The organism is Algoriphagus litoralis, assembly GCF_003259255.1.
Classification (GTDB): Bacteria; Bacteroidota; Bacteroidia; order Cytophagales; family Cyclobacteriaceae; genus Algoriphagus; species Algoriphagus litoralis.
This window is the reverse complement of record NZ_QGOL01000003.1, coordinates 40,866-61,645: the sequence shown is the minus strand read 5'-3', so window position 1 is coordinate 61,645 and position 20,780 is coordinate 40,866. Positions and strand designations below refer to the sequence as shown.

17 protein-coding genes are annotated in these 20,780 nt (G+C 43.6%); 10 read left to right on the top strand and 7 right to left on the bottom strand.

Features of this window, described 5'->3' with window-relative positions:
• Position 1 precedes the first annotated feature (1 nt).
• From DK188_RS03585 to DK188_RS03575, 3 genes are all read right to left on the bottom strand, one after another.
• On the bottom strand, positions 2-667 hold the full coding sequence (locus DK188_RS03585) for a TetR family transcriptional regulator C-terminal domain-containing protein (protein WP_111669438.1): 666 nt from the start codon (positions 665-667) through the stop codon (positions 2-4).
• Positions 668-769: 102 nt separating this feature from the next.
• Positions 770-1,312: an ATP-dependent protease subunit HslV gene (gene hslV / locus DK188_RS03580; protein ID WP_111669437.1), complete on the bottom strand. Its 543-nt coding sequence runs from the start codon at positions 1,310-1,312 to the stop codon at positions 770-772.
• A gap of 248 nt (positions 1,313-1,560) precedes the next feature.
• On the bottom strand, positions 1,561-3,219 hold the full coding sequence (locus DK188_RS03575; protein WP_111669436.1) for a pyruvate dehydrogenase complex dihydrolipoamide acetyltransferase: 1,659 nt from the start codon (positions 3,217-3,219) through the stop codon (positions 1,561-1,563).
• Positions 3,220-3,330: 111 nt separating this feature from the next.
• Here DK188_RS03575 and DK188_RS03570 point away from each other — a divergent pair, with 111 nt between their 5' ends.
• From DK188_RS03570 to DK188_RS03545, 6 genes are all read left to right on the top strand, one after another.
• On the top strand, positions 3,331-4,290 hold the full coding sequence (locus DK188_RS03570; protein ID WP_111669435.1) for a YheT family hydrolase: 960 nt from the start codon (positions 3,331-3,333) through the stop codon (positions 4,288-4,290).
• A gap of 31 nt (positions 4,291-4,321) precedes the next feature.
• Positions 4,322-5,020: an SOS response-associated peptidase gene (locus tag DK188_RS03565; RefSeq protein ID WP_111669434.1), complete on the top strand. Its 699-nt coding sequence runs from the start codon at positions 4,322-4,324 to the stop codon at positions 5,018-5,020.
• Positions 5,021-5,121: 101 nt separating this feature from the next.
• Entirely contained in the window at positions 5,122-6,120 is a 999-nt protein-coding gene (locus DK188_RS03560; RefSeq protein ID WP_111669433.1) for a 3-oxoacyl-ACP synthase III family protein, read from the top strand.
• Between the two features lies 1 nt (position 6,121).
• Entirely contained in the window at positions 6,122-6,679 is a 558-nt protein-coding gene (locus DK188_RS03555; RefSeq protein ID WP_111669432.1) for a hypothetical protein, read from the top strand.
• 121 nt (positions 6,680-6,800) lie between these two features.
• On the top strand, positions 6,801-8,348 hold the full coding sequence (locus tag DK188_RS03550) for a toxin-antitoxin system YwqK family antitoxin (protein ID WP_111669431.1): 1,548 nt from the start codon (positions 6,801-6,803) through the stop codon (positions 8,346-8,348).
• Between the two features lie 63 nt (positions 8,349-8,411).
• A complete protein-coding gene (locus DK188_RS03545) occupies positions 8,412-8,573 on the top strand; it encodes a Lacal_2735 family protein (protein WP_111669430.1) in 162 nt (53 codons plus the stop codon).
• A gap of 203 nt (positions 8,574-8,776) precedes the next feature.
• Here the strand turns inward: DK188_RS03545 and DK188_RS03540 are convergent, their stop codons facing one another.
• Positions 8,777-9,298 carry a cupin domain-containing protein gene (locus DK188_RS03540; protein ID WP_111669429.1) on the bottom strand — a complete coding sequence of 174 codons (522 nt, stop codon included), beginning with the start codon at positions 9,296-9,298 and terminating at the stop codon, positions 8,777-8,779.
• A 206-nt stretch (positions 9,299-9,504) separates the two neighbouring features.
• Between DK188_RS03540 and DK188_RS03535 the strand changes: the two genes are divergently transcribed.
• Genes DK188_RS03535 through DK188_RS03520 form a run of 4 tightly spaced genes read left to right on the top strand, consistent with a single transcriptional unit; the run spans position 9,505 to position 16,812 of the window.
• Positions 9,505-10,752, top strand: a complete 1,248-nt coding sequence (locus tag DK188_RS03535; RefSeq protein ID WP_111669428.1) for an ROK family protein — start codon at positions 9,505-9,507, stop codon at positions 10,750-10,752.
• Positions 10,753-10,769: 17 nt separating this feature from the next.
• Positions 10,770-14,054, top strand: a complete 3,285-nt coding sequence (locus tag DK188_RS03530) for a VCBS repeat-containing protein (protein WP_111669427.1) — start codon at positions 10,770-10,772, stop codon at positions 14,052-14,054.
• Positions 14,051-15,367 (top strand): vanadium-dependent haloperoxidase, encoded by a 1,317-nt coding sequence (locus tag DK188_RS03525; protein ID WP_111669426.1) that lies wholly within the window; start codon positions 14,051-14,053, stop codon positions 15,365-15,367. The genes DK188_RS03530 and DK188_RS03525 overlap by 4 nt, the downstream gene beginning before the upstream one ends.
• Positions 15,368-15,390: 23 nt before the next feature.
• Positions 15,391-16,812 (top strand): sulfatase family protein, encoded by a 1,422-nt coding sequence (locus DK188_RS03520; protein WP_111669425.1) that lies wholly within the window; start codon positions 15,391-15,393, stop codon positions 16,810-16,812.
• Positions 16,813-16,885: 73 nt separating this feature from the next.
• Here the strand turns inward: DK188_RS03520 and DK188_RS03515 are convergent, their stop codons facing one another.
• Genes DK188_RS03515 through DK188_RS03505 form a run of 3 tightly spaced genes read right to left on the bottom strand, consistent with a single transcriptional unit; the run spans position 16,886 to position 20,745 of the window.
• Entirely contained in the window at positions 16,886-18,736 is a 1,851-nt protein-coding gene (locus tag DK188_RS03515) for an FAD-dependent oxidoreductase (protein WP_111669424.1), read from the bottom strand.
• Positions 18,736-19,605 carry an ROK family protein gene (locus DK188_RS03510; RefSeq protein WP_111669423.1) on the bottom strand — a complete coding sequence of 290 codons (870 nt, stop codon included), beginning with the start codon at positions 19,603-19,605 and terminating at the stop codon, positions 18,736-18,738. Before DK188_RS03510 ends, DK188_RS03515 begins: the two co-directional genes overlap by 1 nt.
• Before the next feature lie 3 nt (positions 19,606-19,608).
• Positions 19,609-20,745, bottom strand: coding sequence for a glycoside hydrolase family 18 protein (locus DK188_RS03505; RefSeq protein WP_111669422.1), 1,137 nt, complete (start codon positions 20,743-20,745; stop codon positions 19,609-19,611).
• Positions 20,746-20,780: the final 35 nt, after the last annotated feature.

The window sequence follows — 20,780 nt, the reverse complement described above, 5'->3', positions numbered from 1 at the left end:
ATTATTTATTTTGATAAAGGAACTTTGCAAAGTCTAAAAAGCTGTCCAAAGCACTTTTCCCCATCAGATCAAAAGATAAGTTGACGGATTTTTCAATAGCGGCATCTGTTTTCTCGAATCTTGGAGAGCGATCATCCAGCCAATACCTGAAGATAAATGCCACCTGCAGCCAAAGCGCTTCATCGTATTGATCAGAAATGATCGGGCGATTGGCAATTTCCTGCGTTTCCTTACCTTCCAGAATAATCTCGCCGGCGAAATCTTTGAACTTCTCCTTGAATTCTTTCGCATCCAGAGGAAGAGATTTCATGGATTGGGACTTGTCCTGGTACAAGCTGAGAAGGTAGGATCTGTTCTTTTTCAGTTCTTCGATCCAAGTAAAAAGAAAGCTCAGAAACTTCTCTCTGACACTATATTCTTTGAATACTTCTTGGGATTCGATCTGCTCCAAGGTGCTGTCGAAGATCGACACCCAAATGGCAGATTTAATAGATTCGAAGGAAGTGAAATAAGTATAAAACTCTTCCTCTTTCATCTTCAGATCCTTTGCAAATTTGAAAACTGACTTGGGTGTGCTGCCATGTTCTAAAACATGCTCGACAAATCCTTCCAAGATCACTTTTCTATAATCTTTCTTTGCAGTCTTTTTTGTTGTTGTAGTTTCCATCTTAAGAAATCAATTCAAGGACATAACATCAATTACTCGGTGGGGGTTTGGAAAAGGCACAAAAAAACCGAAGTATTTAGCTTCGGTTGGTTTGTGATCGATTTACGGATTCACCTTTTCGATGACGAGGTTGTGATTGGTATAGATGCAGACATCAGCTGCGATGTGCAGGCTTTCCCTGACCATCTCCTCTGCACTCATATGCGGCGCAAATTGCTTCATGGCACGAGCGGCAGATTGGGCAAACATACTCCCCGATCCAATAGTCGCAATTTCCATATCAGGTTCTATGACATCCCCAGTCCCGGAAATAATCAGAATATCGTCTTTGTCGGCTACGATCATCATCGCTTCCAATCGACTCAGCATCCGGTCCATCCGCCATTCTTTAGCCAACTCCACTGCTGCACGCTTCATATTGTTGCCGAAAGCCCCGAGTTTCTCCTCGAATTTTTCCAAGAGGGTAAAAGCATCTGCAGTTGAACCTGCAAAGCCGGTCACGATTTTTCCTCCCTGAAGTACCCGAAGTTTTTTTACAGTGCTTTTTGCTACAGTATTTCCCAATGTCGCCTGACCATCGGCTCCGATGACTACTTGCCCATTGTGGCGAATCGCGACTACGGTTGTTGATTTGATTTTTTCCACGGTGAAAAATGATTGGTTATAAGTAAATGAGTTGTTGGTTATTGGTAATTAAGTTATAGGTTGGCTAAAGTTGGCGTCTAGATGAGATAGAAGTTATTGGTTTTTGAGTAATTGGGATCAACAATTTCTAAATCACGAAATAGGCCTGTGGCACTAATCTCTTATTCCCGATAACTGAATAACTCCTTCTCCAATAACCATACAAAAGCAAAAAGTCCTGCGGAAACAGGACTTTTTGGCAGATTATTTTAAATAAGAATCCTGACGGGATCTTCGAGGAGGCTTTTCAATGTAAGCAAGAAGGCTGAACCTACTGCTCCATCTACCACGCGGTGATCGCAGGATAGTGTGACTTTCATGATGTTACCTATCTTCATTTGGCCATCCTTCACGATGACAGTTTCTTTGATACCCCCAACTGCCAGGATACAGGCATCAGGCGGATTGATGATCGCTGTAAATTCATCGATCCCAAACATTCCTAGATTGGAGATAGTAAATGTATTTCCCTCCCAATCTTTTGGCTGCAATTCCTTGTTTTTGGCTTTGCCTCCCAAAGTTTTTGCCTGATTGGAGATCTGCGAAAGCGAAAGCTGATCCGCAAATCGAATTACTGGTACCAGCAATCCTTCCTCTACTGCCACCGCCATTCCTATGTGAATGTGGTCATTGTAGCGAATTTTATCTCCCAACCAGCTGGAATTCACTTTTGGATGTTGTCTCAAAGCCGCTGCCGACGCTTTGATCACCATATCGTTGAAAGAGATTTTTACAGGCGAGATCTCATTCATGCTCTTCCTTGCCTCGATGGCTTTGTCCATGTTGATTTCCATGGTGAGGTAGAAGTGTGGCGCTCCAAACTTGCTCTCAGCAAGACGTTTCGCGATCACTTTTCTCATTTGAGATACTTTCTCCTCACGGAAGCTTTCCTGACCCAACGCTGTAGTAGGTGCCCCAGGGGCAGAAGCCACAGCTGCTGCAGGAGCAACAGCAGGCACAAAATTCTCTACATCACGCTTGACGATTCTTCCTCCTTCACCAGATCCGGATACGGCTCTGATATCCACTCCTTTTTCTTCAGCGATTTTCTTAGCCAAAGGCGAAGCCTTTACGCGTTCTCCATCAGTGGTAGCGGATCCGCTAGCTGCAGTGGATGGTTTAGAGGTAGCGGAAGATTCAGAGGATTTCTCAGCTTTTGGTTCCTCCTTCGGCTCTTCTTTGTCCTTTGTTGGAGCTGGGGCTGATTCTTTATTTCCCCCTTGATTTGCTTTCAGCAAAGTCTCATAATCAGCGCCTTTTTCACCGATTACAGCTATGACACCATCCACAGCTACACTTTCGCCTGCTTCAACACCTATGTAGAGGAGTACCCCATCTTCATAGGACTCCAGTTCCATTGTCGCTTTGTCGGTTTCCACTTCAGCGATGATTTCACCCGACTTCACGGTATCACCTACTTTCTTCAACCAAGCTGCAATGGTACCTTCCTGCATCGTGTCACTCATTTTTGGCATTGAGATGACCCTTGCATTAATTGATGAGGTGTCTATTTTTTCTGCAGGAGCTTCGGATTTTGTTGGTTCTGATTCTTTAGCCTCAGGTTTTGCTTCTTCACTTTTGGCTTCAGGCTTAGGTGAAGATCCATTGAGTAGATGTTCGTAATCCTCCCCTTTTTCACCAATGATGGCTATCACTCCATTGACTGGTACTGAGTCTTTCTCTTGCACGCCAATATATAGAAGAACACCTTCATCGTAGGACTCAAGCTCCATAGTAGCTTTATCAGTCTCCACTTCGGCAAGGATGTCTCCAGGCTTAACAGTATCTCCTACTTTTTTCAGCCAAGAAGCGATCACCCCCTCCTCCATCGTGTCACTCATTTTTGGCATTCTGATTATTTCGGCCATAGGTAATTTCGAGCTTTATCGTTTTTTAAAGTGTCCAAAAATAGTTTTTAAAAACGCTTTATTCAAATTTATATCCTGTATTTTCCAAGCTGAATTAGGCCGCTTCGATTCATGCCCCTCACTTCCGAAAGCTTTTATCAGAGACCCAAATGGCTATTTAGTGGACATTTGGAGACAATTTACCCGGCACTTTTCCGCAAAGTTGAATTGCAAAATCCTGAAAGAGAAAGAATAACAACGCTAGATGGTGACTTCCTGGATTTGGATTGGTATAAGAAAGGAAACAAGCGATTGGTGATCCTCAGCCATGGTTTGGAGGGAAATAGTACCAGACCTTATATGCTGGGAATGGCCCGTGAATTTCTGTACAAAGACTTTGATGTACTTACTTGGAACTTCCGGGGATGCAGTGAGGAGCTCAATTCCAAGGTGATTTTCTACCACAGTGGCGCCACTTATGATCTGGAGACAGTGGTAAATCATGCGGGCAAAAACTATCAGGAAATCTTTTTGGTAGGATTCAGTCTGGGTGGAAATCTCACGCTAAAATTTCTCGGAGAAAAGAAATCCAGCCTTTCCAAAATAAAAAAAGCGGTTGCAATCTCGGTTCCGCTCGACCTTGCATCATCCTGCAATAAAATCTCATCCGGAGAAAACATTATTTATTCAAAGCGATTCCTGAATACCCTAAAGGAAAAAGTGGTCAAAAAATCCTTGGCATTCCCAGGAGAATTGCCTGTTGGACTTTTGCGCAAAATTAAAACCCTGAGAGATTTTGATGAGCATTTCACTGGACCCTTGCATGGGTTTTCGGATGCAGCAGAATATTACCGCATCAATTCCTCCCTCCAGTTTTTAGATCAGATCACTGTTCCTACGCTGGTGCTGAATGCTCAAAATGATCCATTCCTGAGCGAAACATGTTTTCCTGTCAGGCTGGCTAAAAGTTTGGACCAGGTGCATTTTGAATTTCCTAAACATGGGGGGCACGTCGGGTTTTCCGGACCCTCAGGACAAAAAAGCTATTACTCAGAGCTTCGGGCAGTTGAATTTATAACCCGCGATCTCTAACTTCAACCCAAATCTATTTAATACCCTGAATATGTGCGGAAGATACTCCCTCAGCAAAAGTAAGATTGAATTGGAAGAGCGGTTTCAGGCTGAGATGGTCCCTGAATTCAAGCCAAGGTATAATATTGCTCCAACACAACTTCTGCCTGTCATCACTTCTGATAGCCCAAAAGGCTTTTCGTTCTTTTATTGGGGAATTACCCCGGATTTTGGTCATAATAAACCTGTGTCACAAAAACTGATCAACGCCAAATCTGAAACTGTTCACGAAAAGATTTCTTTCAAGACATCCTTCCAAAAAAGACGTTGTCTCGTACCTGCAGATGGATTTTTTGAGTGGAAGAAGCTCGGAAAGAAAACTAAAATTCCCTATCGCTTTACCCTGAGGGATGAAGACACATTTGCCTTTGCTGGCATCTGGGAGGAGTATGAAACTGTCTCTGGAGAATCTCATCACACTTTTCTCATACTGACCACGACGCCAAATGAAGTCGTCAATGAAGTCCATGATCGGATGCCGGTAATCATAAGACGAGATCAGGAAAAAAAATGGCTGGATAAGTACACGTCAGAATCGGAGCTTTTGGCCATGCTTCAACCCTATCCTGGAGAGCTAATGCTAAGTTATACCGTGTCACCCTTGGTCAATTCTGTGCAAAATGATTCCCCAGGAATAATCCGCAGAACCTCCCCTATGGACCAATTTGGCAACTATACACTATTCGGTTGATTTACCTTTTCCTTCGAATAGATTAGGTTTCTTTTGAAGAATGCACCGATGTTCCGATATTGGGCGTCCTTTTATTTTTATTTCGATAGACCCAAATACTGATGAAAAAATCTCGAATCCTTGGAGCAGGACATTATGTACCTGAGCGAATCGTAACCAACGAGGAACTCTCTAAAATGATGAATACTACGGATGAATGGATCGTGGAGCGTACTGGAATCCACGAACGGCGTTGGTTTACTCCGGGAGTAGATACTGTGACTAATATGTCTGCTAAAGCAAGCCGGCTGGCAATGGAAAGAGCCGGAGTAGAAGCAAAAGACATCGAATTTATCGTTTTTGCTACCATCACCTCAGATTATTTTCTGCCAGGAAATGGTGTCCTTTTGCAGCGGGAATTGGGATTGAGTGGCATCGGTGCCATAGATATTAAAAATGCCTGCTCAGGATTTATCTACGCGCTATCTGTGGCCGATCAATTCATCAGGTCAGGGATGTACAAGAAAATCTTGGTCGTAGGTGCGGAGATTCAATCTTCAGCTTTGGATAAAAGTGATGAAGGACGATCCTCCGCTGTCATATTTGCAGATGGAGCTGGGGCAGTGATTTTGGGAGCTGTAGATCAAGAGCAACATGGCATCCTAAGTACCCACCTGCATGCAGATGGTTCATTTGCGGAAGAACTGTATTGTATCGCACCAAGCAGTAGTGGGAAAGTGCGGATTTCCCAGGAAATGATCGACCGCGGAGATTTTTTCCTGAAGATGAACGGGAATGCTGTTTTCAAACATGCCATTGTACGATTCATGGAAGTGATTCAAGAAGCCTTGGACCACAACGGATTCACCAAAGATGACCTTGACTTGCTGGTTCCTCACCAGGCTAATCTCCGAATCAGTCAATACATTCAGCAGAAATTACAACTTGCTGATGAAAAGGTCTTCAACAACATCATGTACCTCGGCAATACTACAGCAGGAACCATACCCATCGCACTCTCACAGGCTTGGGAGCAAGGGAGATTGAAAGAAGGTGATTTGGTATGCTTGGCTGCTTTCGGGTCAGGATTTGCCTGGGCATCGGCACTTTTGCGTTGGTAAAATGGATCCTTCTCAAAAATCAATTGACCTTCATCTCTGGTTAAATAAAGCGTTGATCCAACAGCAAAATCAGCTCAAAAATCAATTTCAATTAATTTTTGAAGCCATTGGAAATTCTTTTTCTTTAGCAGAATTCCAGAAAATCTCTCCCAAATCCAGGGGTGTCAAACTTACCAAAGGAAACGACCTCTTGGGATTCCCCTATCAAGTGCTTGATCTCATCCGCGATTTCGATCCAAATCATGGTGCTAATGTCCGAATTCTTAACTGGTATGGAAATGGACTGTTTATCACTGTTCGCCTTGGGAAAAACAGAGAGAATCCCATCTCAGCATTAGTATCCAAAGGATTCTCTTTTGGTCTGAGTGAAAATCAATGGGATTATCCCGATCTGATCCTGAACAAAAACACAACTCAGTCAGCATCGAAAATCAAAGCGTGGAAGTATGGGTTTTATCATTGGATCAAGGAATTTGAAGCAAAAACAAACCCCGATGAATTGAAAGAAAATCTTGAATTGGAGCTAAAAAAAATCATTGGTATTCTGGATCTTTCCTAAGAACTCAACTGGAATTAATTTAATTTTAAACAGGAATCCGATTCGCACGTAAAATTATTTCGAATCAGTTAATTTGATCGTTGTACTTAGATTTTACGACCCTTACCGAAACCCACGGAACATGAGATATTTGCTTTTAGCAGTTTTTACTTTCTTTCATTTTTTATCCTTCGCCCAGGAACCACAAGTGATACAGCAGTTCAATGCTGACTCTACGTTGATGGCAACTGGTGTTGTTTCAAACAAGCTTCGTGAAGGACTCTGGAAATTTTACAACCCAAAAACCAACACACTTCTTGCAGAAGGCACCTTCGCAAAAGGTATTAGAGAAGGGGCTTGGACCAAGTATTATTCCAATGGCAAACGAGCCGAGACAGCTGAATACCGAAATGGTAAATTATTCGGTCCTGCCCAATTTTTTGATGTTGAAGGAGCACTGAAGAAGCAGATGATTTTTCAAGACAGTGTCATGGTAGGCAAATACACTGAATACTTTGGCAAAGCCGGAAATCCCGACTATATCGATCCGACTCAAGTCATGATCGAAGGCCAATATGAAAACGGCCTAAAAAATGGGCAATGGGTGACCTATTATGATTTTGGCGAATTAGCGATCCGTGAATTCTATGTTAAAGGACTTCGCGAAGGACCCTACCTAGAATACGGCCCGGAAGGTAATGTCATCACGGAAGCCACCTATTCTAAAGGTCAACTAGACGGAAGCTTCAAAAGATTCGCATATCCTAATTTGCCAATGGAACTAGGCACCTATAATAATGGGGAAAAGGTTGGAGAATGGAAAAGATATTTCCCAGGCACGAAAGTGATAGAAGCAGAGGAGTATTACGACCAAAACGGAAACAAAAACGGGGATTGGAAATACTACTACGAATCCGGCCGCTTGGCAAGAATCGAGAAATACAAAAATGATATTGGCATTGGCGTATGGGAGGAATATTTTCCAAACAAAGCCCTGTCCAAACGGAAAACCTATGAATTAGGCGTGCCAGTAGGTGAATATGTTGAATACCATAGCTCAGGGCAGGTTTCAGTGCAGGGACAGTATCAGAGTGGTGCCAAAACCGGCATTTGGAAAAGCTACTTTCCGGATGGCGAAATCTATTCTATTGGTGAATACCGCAATGATCTCAAAACAGGACTTTGGAAATACTTCAACAAAATCGGAATTCTTGTGGCTGAAGGAGAATACAGCCTCGGAATGGAAGTAGGTCAATGGTTCTATTACTATGACGGCGGCCAATTAAAGTCAGTGGGGTCTTACAAACTAGGCTTTGAAGATGGTATTTGGGGCCTATTCTATGACAACAAGCAACTCACTCAAGAGGAGTATTGGGAAAATGGGCGATTAAAAAATGTCGGTGATTATTTCAGCTATGATGGTCTCAGCAAACTGGATAAAGGCACCCTGAAGGATGGAGATGGGACTCGAATCACCTATTATGTCAATGGCCAAAAGGAGTCTGAGGGTACTTTCAAATCAGGTAAGGCGGAAGGTACTTGGAGTTTCTACCATGAAAATGGACGAAAGGCCTCAGAAGGAAGTATGGTAGATGGCAAAAAAGAAGGACCTTGGAGATATTACAATTCTGCTGGAAGACTGGAGGACTTGATTACCTACAAAAACGATGAAATTGTTCAGCAGAGATAAATCTTGAATTCATTTTTTAAACATTGAGTTTGCTGGTGGGTTCACTGAATAAACGAAAAAACCATGTTTGGACTATTCAAGAAAAAATCAGAGAAAGAGAAGCTTCAGGAAACCTACGCCAAGATGATGTCAGATGCCCATAAACTCTCTCACTCAAATCGTACTGCTGCCGACAAACTGATGGCAGAAGCCGAAGAAGTTGCAAAAAAGATCGAAAAATTATAAAAAGCCTCACCATCCATTTCATCACATAATTCGCAATTTTCGTATGCAACTATTTGGATTTTAAATAATTATTTCTAAATTCAATGACTTCTTTGGACTTGTCCGCAGTCGTTTTTTTAGAAATTGATTGATTATTTTAAGGGTGATTGAGCTACGGACCAAATTCTAAACTTTTAAAGCTCGGGGAAAAACCCCGAGCTTTTTTATTTTCGGGCATAATCATCCTGTAATCTGACGATATCATCCTCGTCTGATGGATTTTCAGGATCTGTATGCATCCAAATCTCTGCTACTACCCCCCAACTAGTGGTACCAATAAGTCGGTGTCGTTCGCCCTTGGAAAGTGAAACCACCTCACCTAGGTTCATCTCGCTTACTGGTCCCTGTTCATCTGAGGAGCTTCTTGCAATGGAAGAGCTTCCTGCGATCAGTTTCCAAAGTTCAGCCCTCCTGAAATGGTACTGCCAAGAGAGCCTCGCACCCGGAGCAACAAGCAAGAATTTTGGGCTAAGTTTTTGGGCCATTTGCTCTTCCGAAAGATGTATTTCTGGAAAAAACACAGATTTGAATTTCAAAAGCTGAGATTCATCCAACACAAAAAATCCACCCCAAGGCCTTTCCATATCCTTTGAATGGATTTTAAGTCCCAACTCGGACAGGAATTTTTCTACGATTTCAAAAACTTCAGCTTTGCTCAGGTGAGCTTCAATGGGTAGTCTGTTCATGTTTTAAAAATTTAAAAAACAAACATAACAAAACTCCAAAACCCGGAAAATGATTAGCTGAAATTTTCAAATCTTTTTCAAAAACCACCGATTCTTTGAAAATAAATTGTCTTTCTTTTGACGAATTCCAGCTCATTAGATGATTTTTTTCAGGAAGTCTTTTTTGAAATCTAAAATTTACCTTAATTCAGGGATTCCAATAAGCCATGAACCTAATAAATCCTCAAGAAAGCATCTCCAAGATGGATGGTGTGGTAGAAATCAAAAGCTACCTCAACAAAATAAAAATCATTAAGAACCTCTACCTCAAAGGCGCCAATACCGCCAGCGAAATATGCAATGAAGTAGGAATCTCCCTTCCTACGGTAAATGCCCTTTTAGGAGACCTAATGACCAGTGGTGAAGTCATCAAGCAAGGCCGAGCGGAGTCTCAGGGCGGACGCAAGCCCGATTTGTACCGACTAGCCGAAAATGCCTTTTATGTGCTGTCTGTGGACCTTTCCAAATTCACTATGAATCTGGCATTGTATAGCTGCAATCACGAGTTGGCTTTTGAAAAAGAAGAACACAAAATCACGCTCAACAACGAAAAGGAGACCTTTGATCACTTATGTGGATTGATTGATCAGTATTTGACAAAAACAAAAATCCCTACCGAGAAGGTAATAGCGATAGGATTTTCAATGCCTGGTTTAGTAGATTCTGTTGGTGGGGTAAATTATACCTATCTCCGATTTGGCAAAAAAACCTTACTCGAAAATCTGGAAAGTCATTTCCAAAAGAAAATCTTTCTGGAAAATGATGCCCGAGCCATGACTTTGGCAGAGTATAAATTTGGACCAGAACATACCTATAAAAATGTCCTTGGACTATTCATTGGATGGGGTATCGGTCTGGGTATAATCATTGACGGAAAAATCTATCAGGGCGCATCTGGATTCGCGGGTGAATTTTCACATTCCCCCATATTTGAATCAAGAGATATTACCTGTACTTGCGGCAAAAAAGGCTGTCTGGAAGCTGTGGCCTCCGGCACGGCAATCGTGAGAATGGCTGAGGATGCGATCAAGTTGGATAAGGATAGCATCTTAGCCAGAATGGTTAGAGACCATAAAGGAGAACTTGAGCCAGACTTAGTCGTCGAGGCCGCTCTCGCAGGAGATCAGCGTGCCATCACCATCCTTTCTGAGGCAGGATTGGATCTGGGCCGCGGTATTTCCATGTTAATTCAGATTCTCAATCCCGAACTGATCATCATAGGGGGATCAGTTGCGGAAGCCAATCAATACCTTATTACACCTATCCAGCAGGCATTGAACATCTACAGCATGGCCAAATCCCGTGAAAAATCAAAGTTGGCACTTTATCAATTGGGAAAAGATGTCGGCTTGATGGGTGGAGTTGCTGTTGTCAACGAAAAACTGTTTGAAGATGTCATCAACAGACTGGGTTAATCCGAGTATTTAAAATCATGTATACTGAGTTTCGATTCCTGAGTTTTTTGTTTATCTGCTTAGGATGGGTTTGTGTCCATCCCTCACCAGTAAAAGCACAACAGATTCAGGCGAAATTTGAGAAACTTTCTCCCAAAAAGACTGGCGTAAATTTCAAAAATCAGCTCCGGGAAGACGCCCAGAACAATATTCTCCGCTACGAATATTTCTATAATGGTGGCGGAGTGGCAGTAGGTGATCTAAACAATGACGGCTTGGACGATCTATTTTTTACCGGCAACATGACCGGAAATAAATTATACCGAAATCTAGGCAATCTCAAATTTGAAGACATCACCAAATCCGCCGGAGTGGCCGGTAAAGAGGTTTGGACTACAGGAGTCAGTATGGCAGATGTCAATGGGGATGGACTCCTCGATATTTACGTCTGCTATTCGGGAAAAGGAGCACCAGAAACCAGAAAAAACGAACTCTGGATCAATCGAGGCAATTTTAAATTTGAGGAAAAAGCAGCGGAGTTTGGAATCAATGATCCATCCAACAGTACCCAAGGTCTGTTCTTTGATTTTGATCAAGATGGGGATTTGGATCTTTTTCTACTCAATCACCACATTCAGGTAATCAATGAAATGGAGTTTGATGTGGCTAGAGGAGCCCGTCATCCCTACGCCGGTGATAAACTTTACCGCAATGACCAGGGAAAATTCACAGACATCAGCGAGCAGGCAGGGATTAAGGGCTCAGCCTTAGGTTTTGGATTGGCTGTCATTTCTTCTGATATCAATCAGGACGGATGGCCAGACCTTCTGGTAACGAATGACTACATCGAGCCAGACTATCTTTACCTCAATAATGGTGATGGAACATTTTCAGATCAAATGACCGATCACTTTCAGCACATTTCCCATTTCTCCATGGGAGCTGATATTGCTGACATTAACAATGACGGATTGGCAGACATCTTTACCCTGGATATGCTTCCGGAAGATAACGAGCGCCAAAAACTCCTCTATGGTCCGGAAAATTACGAGCAATACGCACTCATGATCAAGCGAGGATTCCATCATCAAAACATGCGAAACATGCTTCATTTAAATCAGGGGGAAAGTGTATTTTCGGAAATTGGACAACTGGCAGGTATATCAAATACAGATTGGAGCTGGTCTGCATTATTTTTTGATGCGGACAATGATGGGAATAAGGATCTGTTTGTGACCAATGGGTATTATAGGGATTATACCAATCGGGACTTTTTGAAGTATAAGGGAGATTACTATTTCAAGCAGGCTGTTGCAAAAGAAAAAGCCGACACCTTGCACCTGGTCACTTCGATGACCTCTACCCCGGTTCACGATTATTTCTTTCAAAACACCGGAAATCTCCAATTCCAAAACACTTCAATAACGGCTGGGTTTGGTGCAAAAAACTTCTCCAGTGGGGCAGCATATTCCGATTTGGACAACGATGGCGACTTGGATTTGGTCGTCAGTCATCTCAATGAAACTGCGGGGATCTTTGAGAACAAAAGCCAATCCGGAAATTGGATTCAGATCAATTTGGTTGGAAAGCCAGGCAATCAGTTTGGGATAGGATCCAAAGTTCAAGCTTACACAAATGGTGAGCTCAGTTTTTTGGAACAGAACCCTGTGCGGGGATTCCAATCCTCGGGCACGCATCGGCTTCAACTTGGACTTGGAAAAACTTCAGAAGTGGACAGTCTGATAGTCATTTGGCCAGATCAAAGCAGAAGCAAACTGGAAGGAGTGCAAGCCAATCAACAAGTGACAATTGAGCAAAGTACCAGTTTGAGCCGTCCAAAAAGTCCTAAAAAAGCCTCCCCTCTTTTCACTAGGGTTAGCGCTCCGGACTTTACCTCCACCTTCTCTACTGTAAATGACTTCAAACGTCAGCCTCTCATGCTGACAATGCCAAGCCATATCGGTCCATCCATGGCCCAGGCTGACCTGAATGGCGATGGATATCCAGAGGTTTTCATAGGCGGAACCAAAGGAACTCCAGCTAGAATTTACTCCTTTAAAGATGGAAGCTGGGAAATCTTCCGAGGCTTCCGGTCCTCCTCTGACTTTACCGATGCTTTGGCAATTTTCGAGGATTTCAACGGGGATGGAAGTCTTGACTTATTTGTCGGAAGCGGAGGATATCATGACTACTTGGCCTCAGATGAATCACTCCGTGATCGCCTGTATCTTAACGATGGCAAGGGAGTTCTGATTGCGAAATCAGATTTTCCAAGCTATACCATCAGTACCGGTACCGCAGTGGTTTTGGATGCCAATGGAGATGGATTCCCCGATCTGTTTGTAGGAGGTAAAGTCATTCCGGGAAGATATCCTGAGACACCCGAAAGCAAACTTTTAATCAATGATGGTAGCGGGACATTTTCCGATCAATCTTCCACATTCTTACCCAATAAAGGCAAATTTGGCATGCTCACAGGAGCAGTAAAGCAAGACCTCAACGGAGACCAAACAGAAGATCTGATTTTGGTGGGAGAATTTATGGCGCCCACGGCATTGATCAATAAAAATGGGAGTTCCTTTGAAGATCAATCTGCTCAATATTTCCCCAAAAACCTTTCTGGCTGGTGGTCATCTCTCCTGCAGGCAGACATGGATGGTGACGGCGATTTCGATTTGATCGCGGGTAATTTTGGACTCAATTCGCAACTTGTGGCCAATGCTGAGAAATCAATCCAGCTCTATGCGGCAGATTTTGATCAAAATGGAAGTATTGACCCCATTTTGGAATGCTATATTGGAGACGATCGCTACCCCTATCCAAGCCGTGACGAACTGCTGGATCAAATGGTGAGCATGCGAAGCAAATTCACGGATTATGCTACCTACTCCAAGGCAAAAATGACTGACCTTTTTTCTAAACAAGAGCTGGAAAAGGCGTTACTATTGGAAATTCAGACTTTGGAATCCATGTATTTTGAAAATACGGTGAACGGATTTGTTCCTCATACACTTCCCCGATTGGCGCAGGTTTCACCGGTATATTCTATTCTTGCTACAGACATCAACCTGGATGGAAATCCCGACATCGTCCTAGGCGGAAATCAGAATCAAACCCGCATCCGAATCGGAAAAATCGATGCAGGTTTGGGCTTGGTATTACTCGGAAATGGAAAAGGCGAATTTTCTCCTCTTTCCCCTGCGGAGTCTGGATTGGGAATCAAAGGGGATATCAAATCTATTCTCCAACTGGAAACATCAGCTGGTAAATTCCTTGTTTTCGGAATAAATCAACAAAATCCAGAAGTATATAAAGTTCAATGAAAAAGGCATTTTCCCTCTTAGTTCTATGTTTTTTTCTTCCCTTGGGAAGTATCCTTCTGCTAGCGCAAAAGCAACATCAAGATTGGGCAAGGATCTATGCAGCGGAACTCTTTCACATCACAGAAGTGATGGTGACCGATGTAGCCAGTCCTCCGGTAGCAGCCAGAATCTATGCCTACACGAATTTGGCAGCCTATCAGGTCATTTCTCAATCAGGCGGAAAATTCCTCAAAGGGGAAATCCCAACCCTTTCTCTTGGAGAAAATCAACTCAAGCAATCTCTCCCATCACCCGAATTTGCCGCGGTCTATGCCATGTTTTTGGTTGGGGAAAAGGTGATGCCCTCCGGATATTTATTACAGGAGAAGCAGGCTGCCTGGGAAAAGTGGGGCTTGAAAAACAAATTGGTTTCCAAAAAGAACCTTGCCGAACACCTAACTTTTGCAAAAACAGTAGCCGATCAGGTTTTGACCTTGGCCAAAAGTGACGGTTACATCCAATTGACTGCTCTAAATCGCTATACTCCCAGGGAAGGTGAAGGATTTTGGTACCCTACTCCACCTGCTTATATGGCTGCAGTGGAACCAGAATGGAGGACTGTCAAGCCTTTTTTCCTGAAAAATCTGGAAGAATTCGATCCTAAACCCATGGCTCCATTCGACCTCAATGCAGGCAGTTCTTTTGCTAAACAATTGGACGAGGTCTATCAATATGGGTTGAAACTGAACGAAGAAGAAAAATTGATCGCCAACTTTTGGGATTGCAACCCATTCAAAGTCGAATTTTCAGGTCACATGGCAATCGGTGTAAAAAAAATCTCTCCAGGCGGACATTGGATAGGAATCACTGGAATCGCTGCGCAAAAACAAAACTTATCTTTTTCGGAAACGGTCTATATCCATACGTTGGTTGGCCTGACCTTGCACGATGCGTTTATTTCCTGTTGGAAAGCTAAATATGAAACCAACCGCATCCGACCCGAAACTGTGATCAACGAAAAGCTGGATCCCAAGTGGAAACCCTTACTTCAGACACCTCCATTTCCAGAATACACCTCAGGACACTCGGTCATCAGTACAGCCTCCGCTGAAATTTTGACCAGCTATTTTGGAGATAATTTTAAGTTTGTGGACAGCTCAGAGGTCTATTTTGGTCTTCCAGAGCGCGAATTCAACTCCTTCAATCAGGCTGCCGCAGAGGCTGCGATTTCCAGGCTTTATGGAGGAATTCACTTCCGGGATGCAATTGACAACGGTGTGGATCAGGGAAGAGCCATCGGTAAATTCATCTGGTCAAAGATTGAAAAATTGTAACCTCTCAAAATTGATAATTCGATATGGCCATTCACTTTTTCTTACCACTTACAGCGCTTCTGATTTTTTTGAATGGATCAAAGGAAACAGAAAGACAAGCTGACAGACCCAATATTATCCTGATTTTCGCGGATGACATGGCCTATGGTGATTTGGGAAGCTATGGTGCCGAAGGTTGGGAGACACCGAATCTAGACCAACTTGCTGCGGAGGGGACCCGATTCACCCAGTTCTACGTACCTCATGCAGTCTGTACCGCTTCACGTGCAGCATTGCTTACCGGCGCATATGCCAATCGGCTCGAACTCTTTGGAGCACTAGATCACACTGCAAATCATGGTCTGAATCCAGCGGAAACCACCATTGCAGAAATGCTGAAATCGAATGGGTACCAAACCGGAATGGTAGGCAAATGGCATTTGGGTCATCACCCGCAGTTTTTGCCGACTCGACAGGGATTTGACAGCTATTTTGGCCTTCCCTACTCCAATGATATGTGGCCCAATCATCCGGAATCAAAGGATTATTACCCTCCACTCCCCCTTATCGAGGACGAAAAGACCATCGCTTACCTTGAAGATCAACGGGAATTGACCTCTTGGTACACCTATAAATCGCTCGAGTTTATCGATAAAAATCAGAAGAAACCATTTTTCCTGTACTTAGCGCATAGCATGCCTCATGTACCCCTCTTTGTGTCTGATAAGTTTGATGGCAAATCAAAACAGGGAGCATACGGAGATGTGATGATGGAGATTGACTGGTCAGTTGGTGAAATCAGGAATAAGCTGGAACAATTGGGTCTGGCTGATAATACACTCATCATCTTCACCTCCGACAACGGACCTTGGCTATCGTACGGAGGCCATGCGGGATTGCAAGGTGGATTAAAAGAGGGAAAAGGAACCTCTTGGGAAGGCGGAATCCGAGTCCCTGCCATCTTTACCTGGCCGGGAAAAATTCCGGCGGGAACTGTTCAGGATCAGGCAGCGATGACCATTGATATCCTGCCTACTTTGGCCAAACTAACCGAATCCAAGCTACCGGAACTGAAAATCGACGGCTCGGATATCTGGGAGTTGATCCAGGGAAAAAGCTCGGAATCGAAACCCTATTTTGCGTATTACAACAAAAATGAGCTTCAGGCTGTCATTTTTGGCAAATGGAAAATGGTATTTCCTCACACCTACAGGACAATTCCCGCCGAAACAGCAATGCGAAATGACGGCATTCCGGTAAAGTATTCGCAGATCAAGCTAGAACATCCGCAGCTATTCGATTTGTCAAAGGATAAAGGCGAAACGACAGACCTTACTTCCCAAAATCCCGAAATCGTCAGGTTACTCAATGGATTTGCAGATCAGGCCCGAGCAGATATGGGTGATGCGCTTACTGGAAAAGAAGGAACTGGGAATCGGAAGGCTGGAAGGATTTCTCAGAATTGAAATCTGAAATCAGGCTTATTCTCTTAATTGTTGGCTTTTTTCCCACCTCTCGCGATGCAATACGTTAAACTATTTACTTCCTAAAATCGCCTTTCCAATCCACTTCCTTCTCAAAGAAATTCAGCAATTCATCCAAAAGAACCGAGACTTCTCTACGGTTTAATTTTTTCTCCATAGAAAAATCACTCTCCAAATTTCCAGTTTTCCAGGCGCTAAGCAGGTCCTCTTCTTTTAATTCGGGTTTGATCATTTTTAGAAAGACCCAAAGCCTGGCCGCTGTCAAGTAATCTCCAGAAGCTCCCCAAAACTCGCTCAGTTCCGAATACATCGGTCTCAGTCCATCCACAAGTTCAAATTCTGAAACCAGTCTTTCTGGATAAAACCACGTTTGATTCGCCCAGAGATAGGGTACACCCTCGCCTTTGACAATTCCAGCTGCTCCTGCCTTTTGCATAGCTTGAAAATGTGGTTCACTTGGATTCATGTCCAAAAAAGGCATGAGGTAGGCTTTTTGATCCAAAAGCAATTGCTGAACCCGGCGAATCGAAACTTCAGAGAGGGGTTTATTTTCTTGCAAAGCTGCAGCTGCCAAAACTCCAGCAGCATGACCTATTCCCAATACCACAGGCTGAAGCCGGGAAGCTCCATTGACAATATTGGAAACAGAGATGCTCTTCTCCGCCAAAATTAAAGCTGGATGATTTGCCGGAATCAAAGCGCCAAGCGGGACATTGTAGGAAGGAACCCTGATTTTGATAAAGTCAATGGCGGGTGCTTCCAAATTCTTCTTGTGGTGGTGATCGATCGTATAGTCTCCAACTGCCACTCCTGTACGATACATCGGACTAGGGGCAGAATAAGGCGTCCTGACGAAGGGTAAAGTAAAATCCACCAGTCCATGATACCTTCTGGATTCTCTGTGGTAGGGAATCATCGGAAGCTTATCTTGAGTTGGATATTCTCCCTCAGCCAGTCCAAGGTGCTTGAAACCAAGTTCGTGCTGAATGTAATATACAAATCTCAGGGTAGTCTGTTTGGCCTTTTCAATTTCTAACTTCCGCTCCGCAGGGCTCATTTCCACTAGATTCACATAGTGATCATTGCCGCAGTTTGGCCAATTGATCATGTATTTCCCATTTGGGAGTTTACCATAGTCCAGCATTTTGCCACAATCCAAAGTTGGGGCATCGTCAGTTGTCGGATCGGCATGCGCACAGGCGCAGGCAAACTCGGCCGGATCGTAGTTGGCAGGTCTGGGAATCGTCATGTCAGCACGAGGTCCAAAATCCTGCAAAGTCGCCACATAAGTTAGATCTTGAATGATATCATTCGCTGCATCTGGAGCAAACTCCTCTCCTATTTCCGCTCGAGCATCCATACCCAGTCGGTAAGGCAAACCCTGTGCTGCAGCCACGTCACCCAATTCTGTAGCGTCGATTAGAAGTTTTGAAGTGACAGTTTCTTCCTTTCCGTTTTTAGTAAAAACAAGCGTCCAGAGTCCATCCTCATAATATGCCTTTTCCCAGGTGCTCTCATATGAAATGCTTAGAGGCTCGACATTGGATGCCATTTTCTTTAATATTTCATTTCCGACCTTGGGTTCAAAGAGCGTATTGCTTACCCAGCCGGTTGCCAGCTTTTCTGGCCCTCCATAATAGGCCTCCAGCTCAGCCTTAAATTCCCCCCAAATCCCTGAGGGCAGCCGATGATTCCCATCAATCGCTGATACCCCGGCAGAAGTCAGCATTCCTCCCAACCAAGTTGTCTGCTCGATAATGAGAGTTTTGGCACCAAGCCTTCCAGCAGCAATCCCGGCGGCTGTGCCACTGGCTCCTCCACCTACAATGATCAAATCATAGAATTGCTGAGCAAAACTCAATTGGTGAAAAAGCAAAAGGAGGCAAAAAAGGGAAAATCGTTTCATTAACTTTTCATTTGGGATTCACTCAAAAATGGATGACAGGCGCCAACAAGGGTCGCTTTCTCTTCCATTTCAGAAACTTTGATTTCAAAAGGATAGTGTAAAGGCGCTAAATAGGCCTGGGTGTAGGGTATAAATCGTTCGCTGGCCCGGGCAATTTTCCCTCCCAAAACCACGCCCTGACAGTGGAGGCGAATGATGTATTGCTCGAGAAACTCGCCGAGTGTCCTTCCAAACTCAGCAAAAATCGAGTCCGAAACTTGTGAATCAAACTCTTTGGCGAGCAGTTCTTTCACCCCGGCTATTTCCAAACCAAACTTTTGGAAGGATTGGGTCTTAAACCAAGAAGTCCCTAAATAATCTTCTGCAATTCCATCTCGAAAAGGGGCAGTCCAAAGCTTGGCATCTTTGACTACATCTTCGATTTTGATCGCTGAACCTAATCCTGTTCCCAGAGTCAGACCGATGGCATTTTTAAAGCTACGTCCCGCTCCTGCCAGACTTTCGCCAAGGAGGAATGCCTCTGCATCATTGGTAAAGACAATGGCTTTTGGATCGATAGCCAAACTTTCGGCGAGAAGATTTCTCACAGATAATCCTAATAGAGATTTCATTTTCCCCTGATCCTTGATCAAGGAAACACCATTTTCATAGTCATAAGGGCCCGGCATTGCAATTCCCACTTTCATGTCGGCTGCACCTCCATTCGCTTGCCTTATTACTCGAGACCATTCCCTAATAATCTCATTGACCTCTCCAAAGGTATCCACATCTGCTTCGACAAAGTTGGAGATGCTCACATCATCTCCGCTAAGACAGATTTGAGCAGCAGCTATATGGGAGCCGCCGATGTCTACTCCGATCCAAGTCATATTTTAGTTTATCGAATCTTTCTTTGGCTGCAATTCGGAGTGCAATGCCTCCAGAAGTGTCCCGGTATTGTCCTCAGACAATTCCCAAAACATCACCCCTGCAAGTCCTTTTTCTTTGATAAACTTCACTTTCAAACCCAAAGATTCTTCATCCTCAAAAGTGATCCATGTGGAGTCCTTGACAGAGAAAAGGTAAGGTGCACCGGCATTCGTATCCCAAAATCTGGAATAGGCTGAGTTTTTGGAGAAGGCATAAACCTGATGGTAAGGAAGCCCCATTTTGAATTTACCATGTTGGAAAAGACCATTTTCATTCATTTCAACGCCTACCCACATCCGTCCATAGAAAGGTACGCCAAGGACAAGCTTTTCGGCAGGTATGCCAAATTCAATATGCTCTTCCACGGTAGTTTGTGCAGATCTACCTTTTGACCCACTTGGAAAAAGATTCGCATGATGCCCCGTCACATCATCTCCTGCGGTATAAAAATCATAAGCCATGATATTGATGAAATCGAGGTATTTCTGCGCCTCTGCCATATTATTGACTTCGAGATAACCTCTGAATCCTCCAGATGCAATGGTACTGAGGTATTTTTTCCCATTTAAATTTCCTACCGAATCCAATGCCTCTCGGAAGCTCTTGAGCATGGCGACGAAATTCTCCTTATCCTCAGGCCGATAGGGATTATTGTCTCCTGGATAGCCTGGATATTCCCAGTCAAAATCCAATCCATCAAGATTGTATTTCAAGAGGAAGTCTATCCCTGAATCAGTCAGTTTCTTTCTTCCTTCCTCGGTCAAAACCGCATCAGAGAATCCTTTGGAATGGGTCCATCCGCCGATGGAAACGAGAATCTTTAAGTCAGGATTTCTGGCTTTAAGCTGCTGTAGCATCAAAAAATTAGTGCTGTCTTTGGCAGTTCTGCCTTCAATATGTGTCACCACACCATCTTCAACATTCGCAAAGGCGTAGTTGATATGGGTGAGTTTTTCGGCAGGAATTTTCTTTGGATTTACTGTTTTCCATCCTGCGACATAGCCGACGATGAAATAAGATCTCTGTTCAGTTTCTTCGATTTGGTTTTTTTCGGTGCAGGATAAGATCAAACACAAACTCGCAATTAACCAGTATTTCATTTTTTGAGTAGTTATTTTCTTGGGTAAAAATAAAA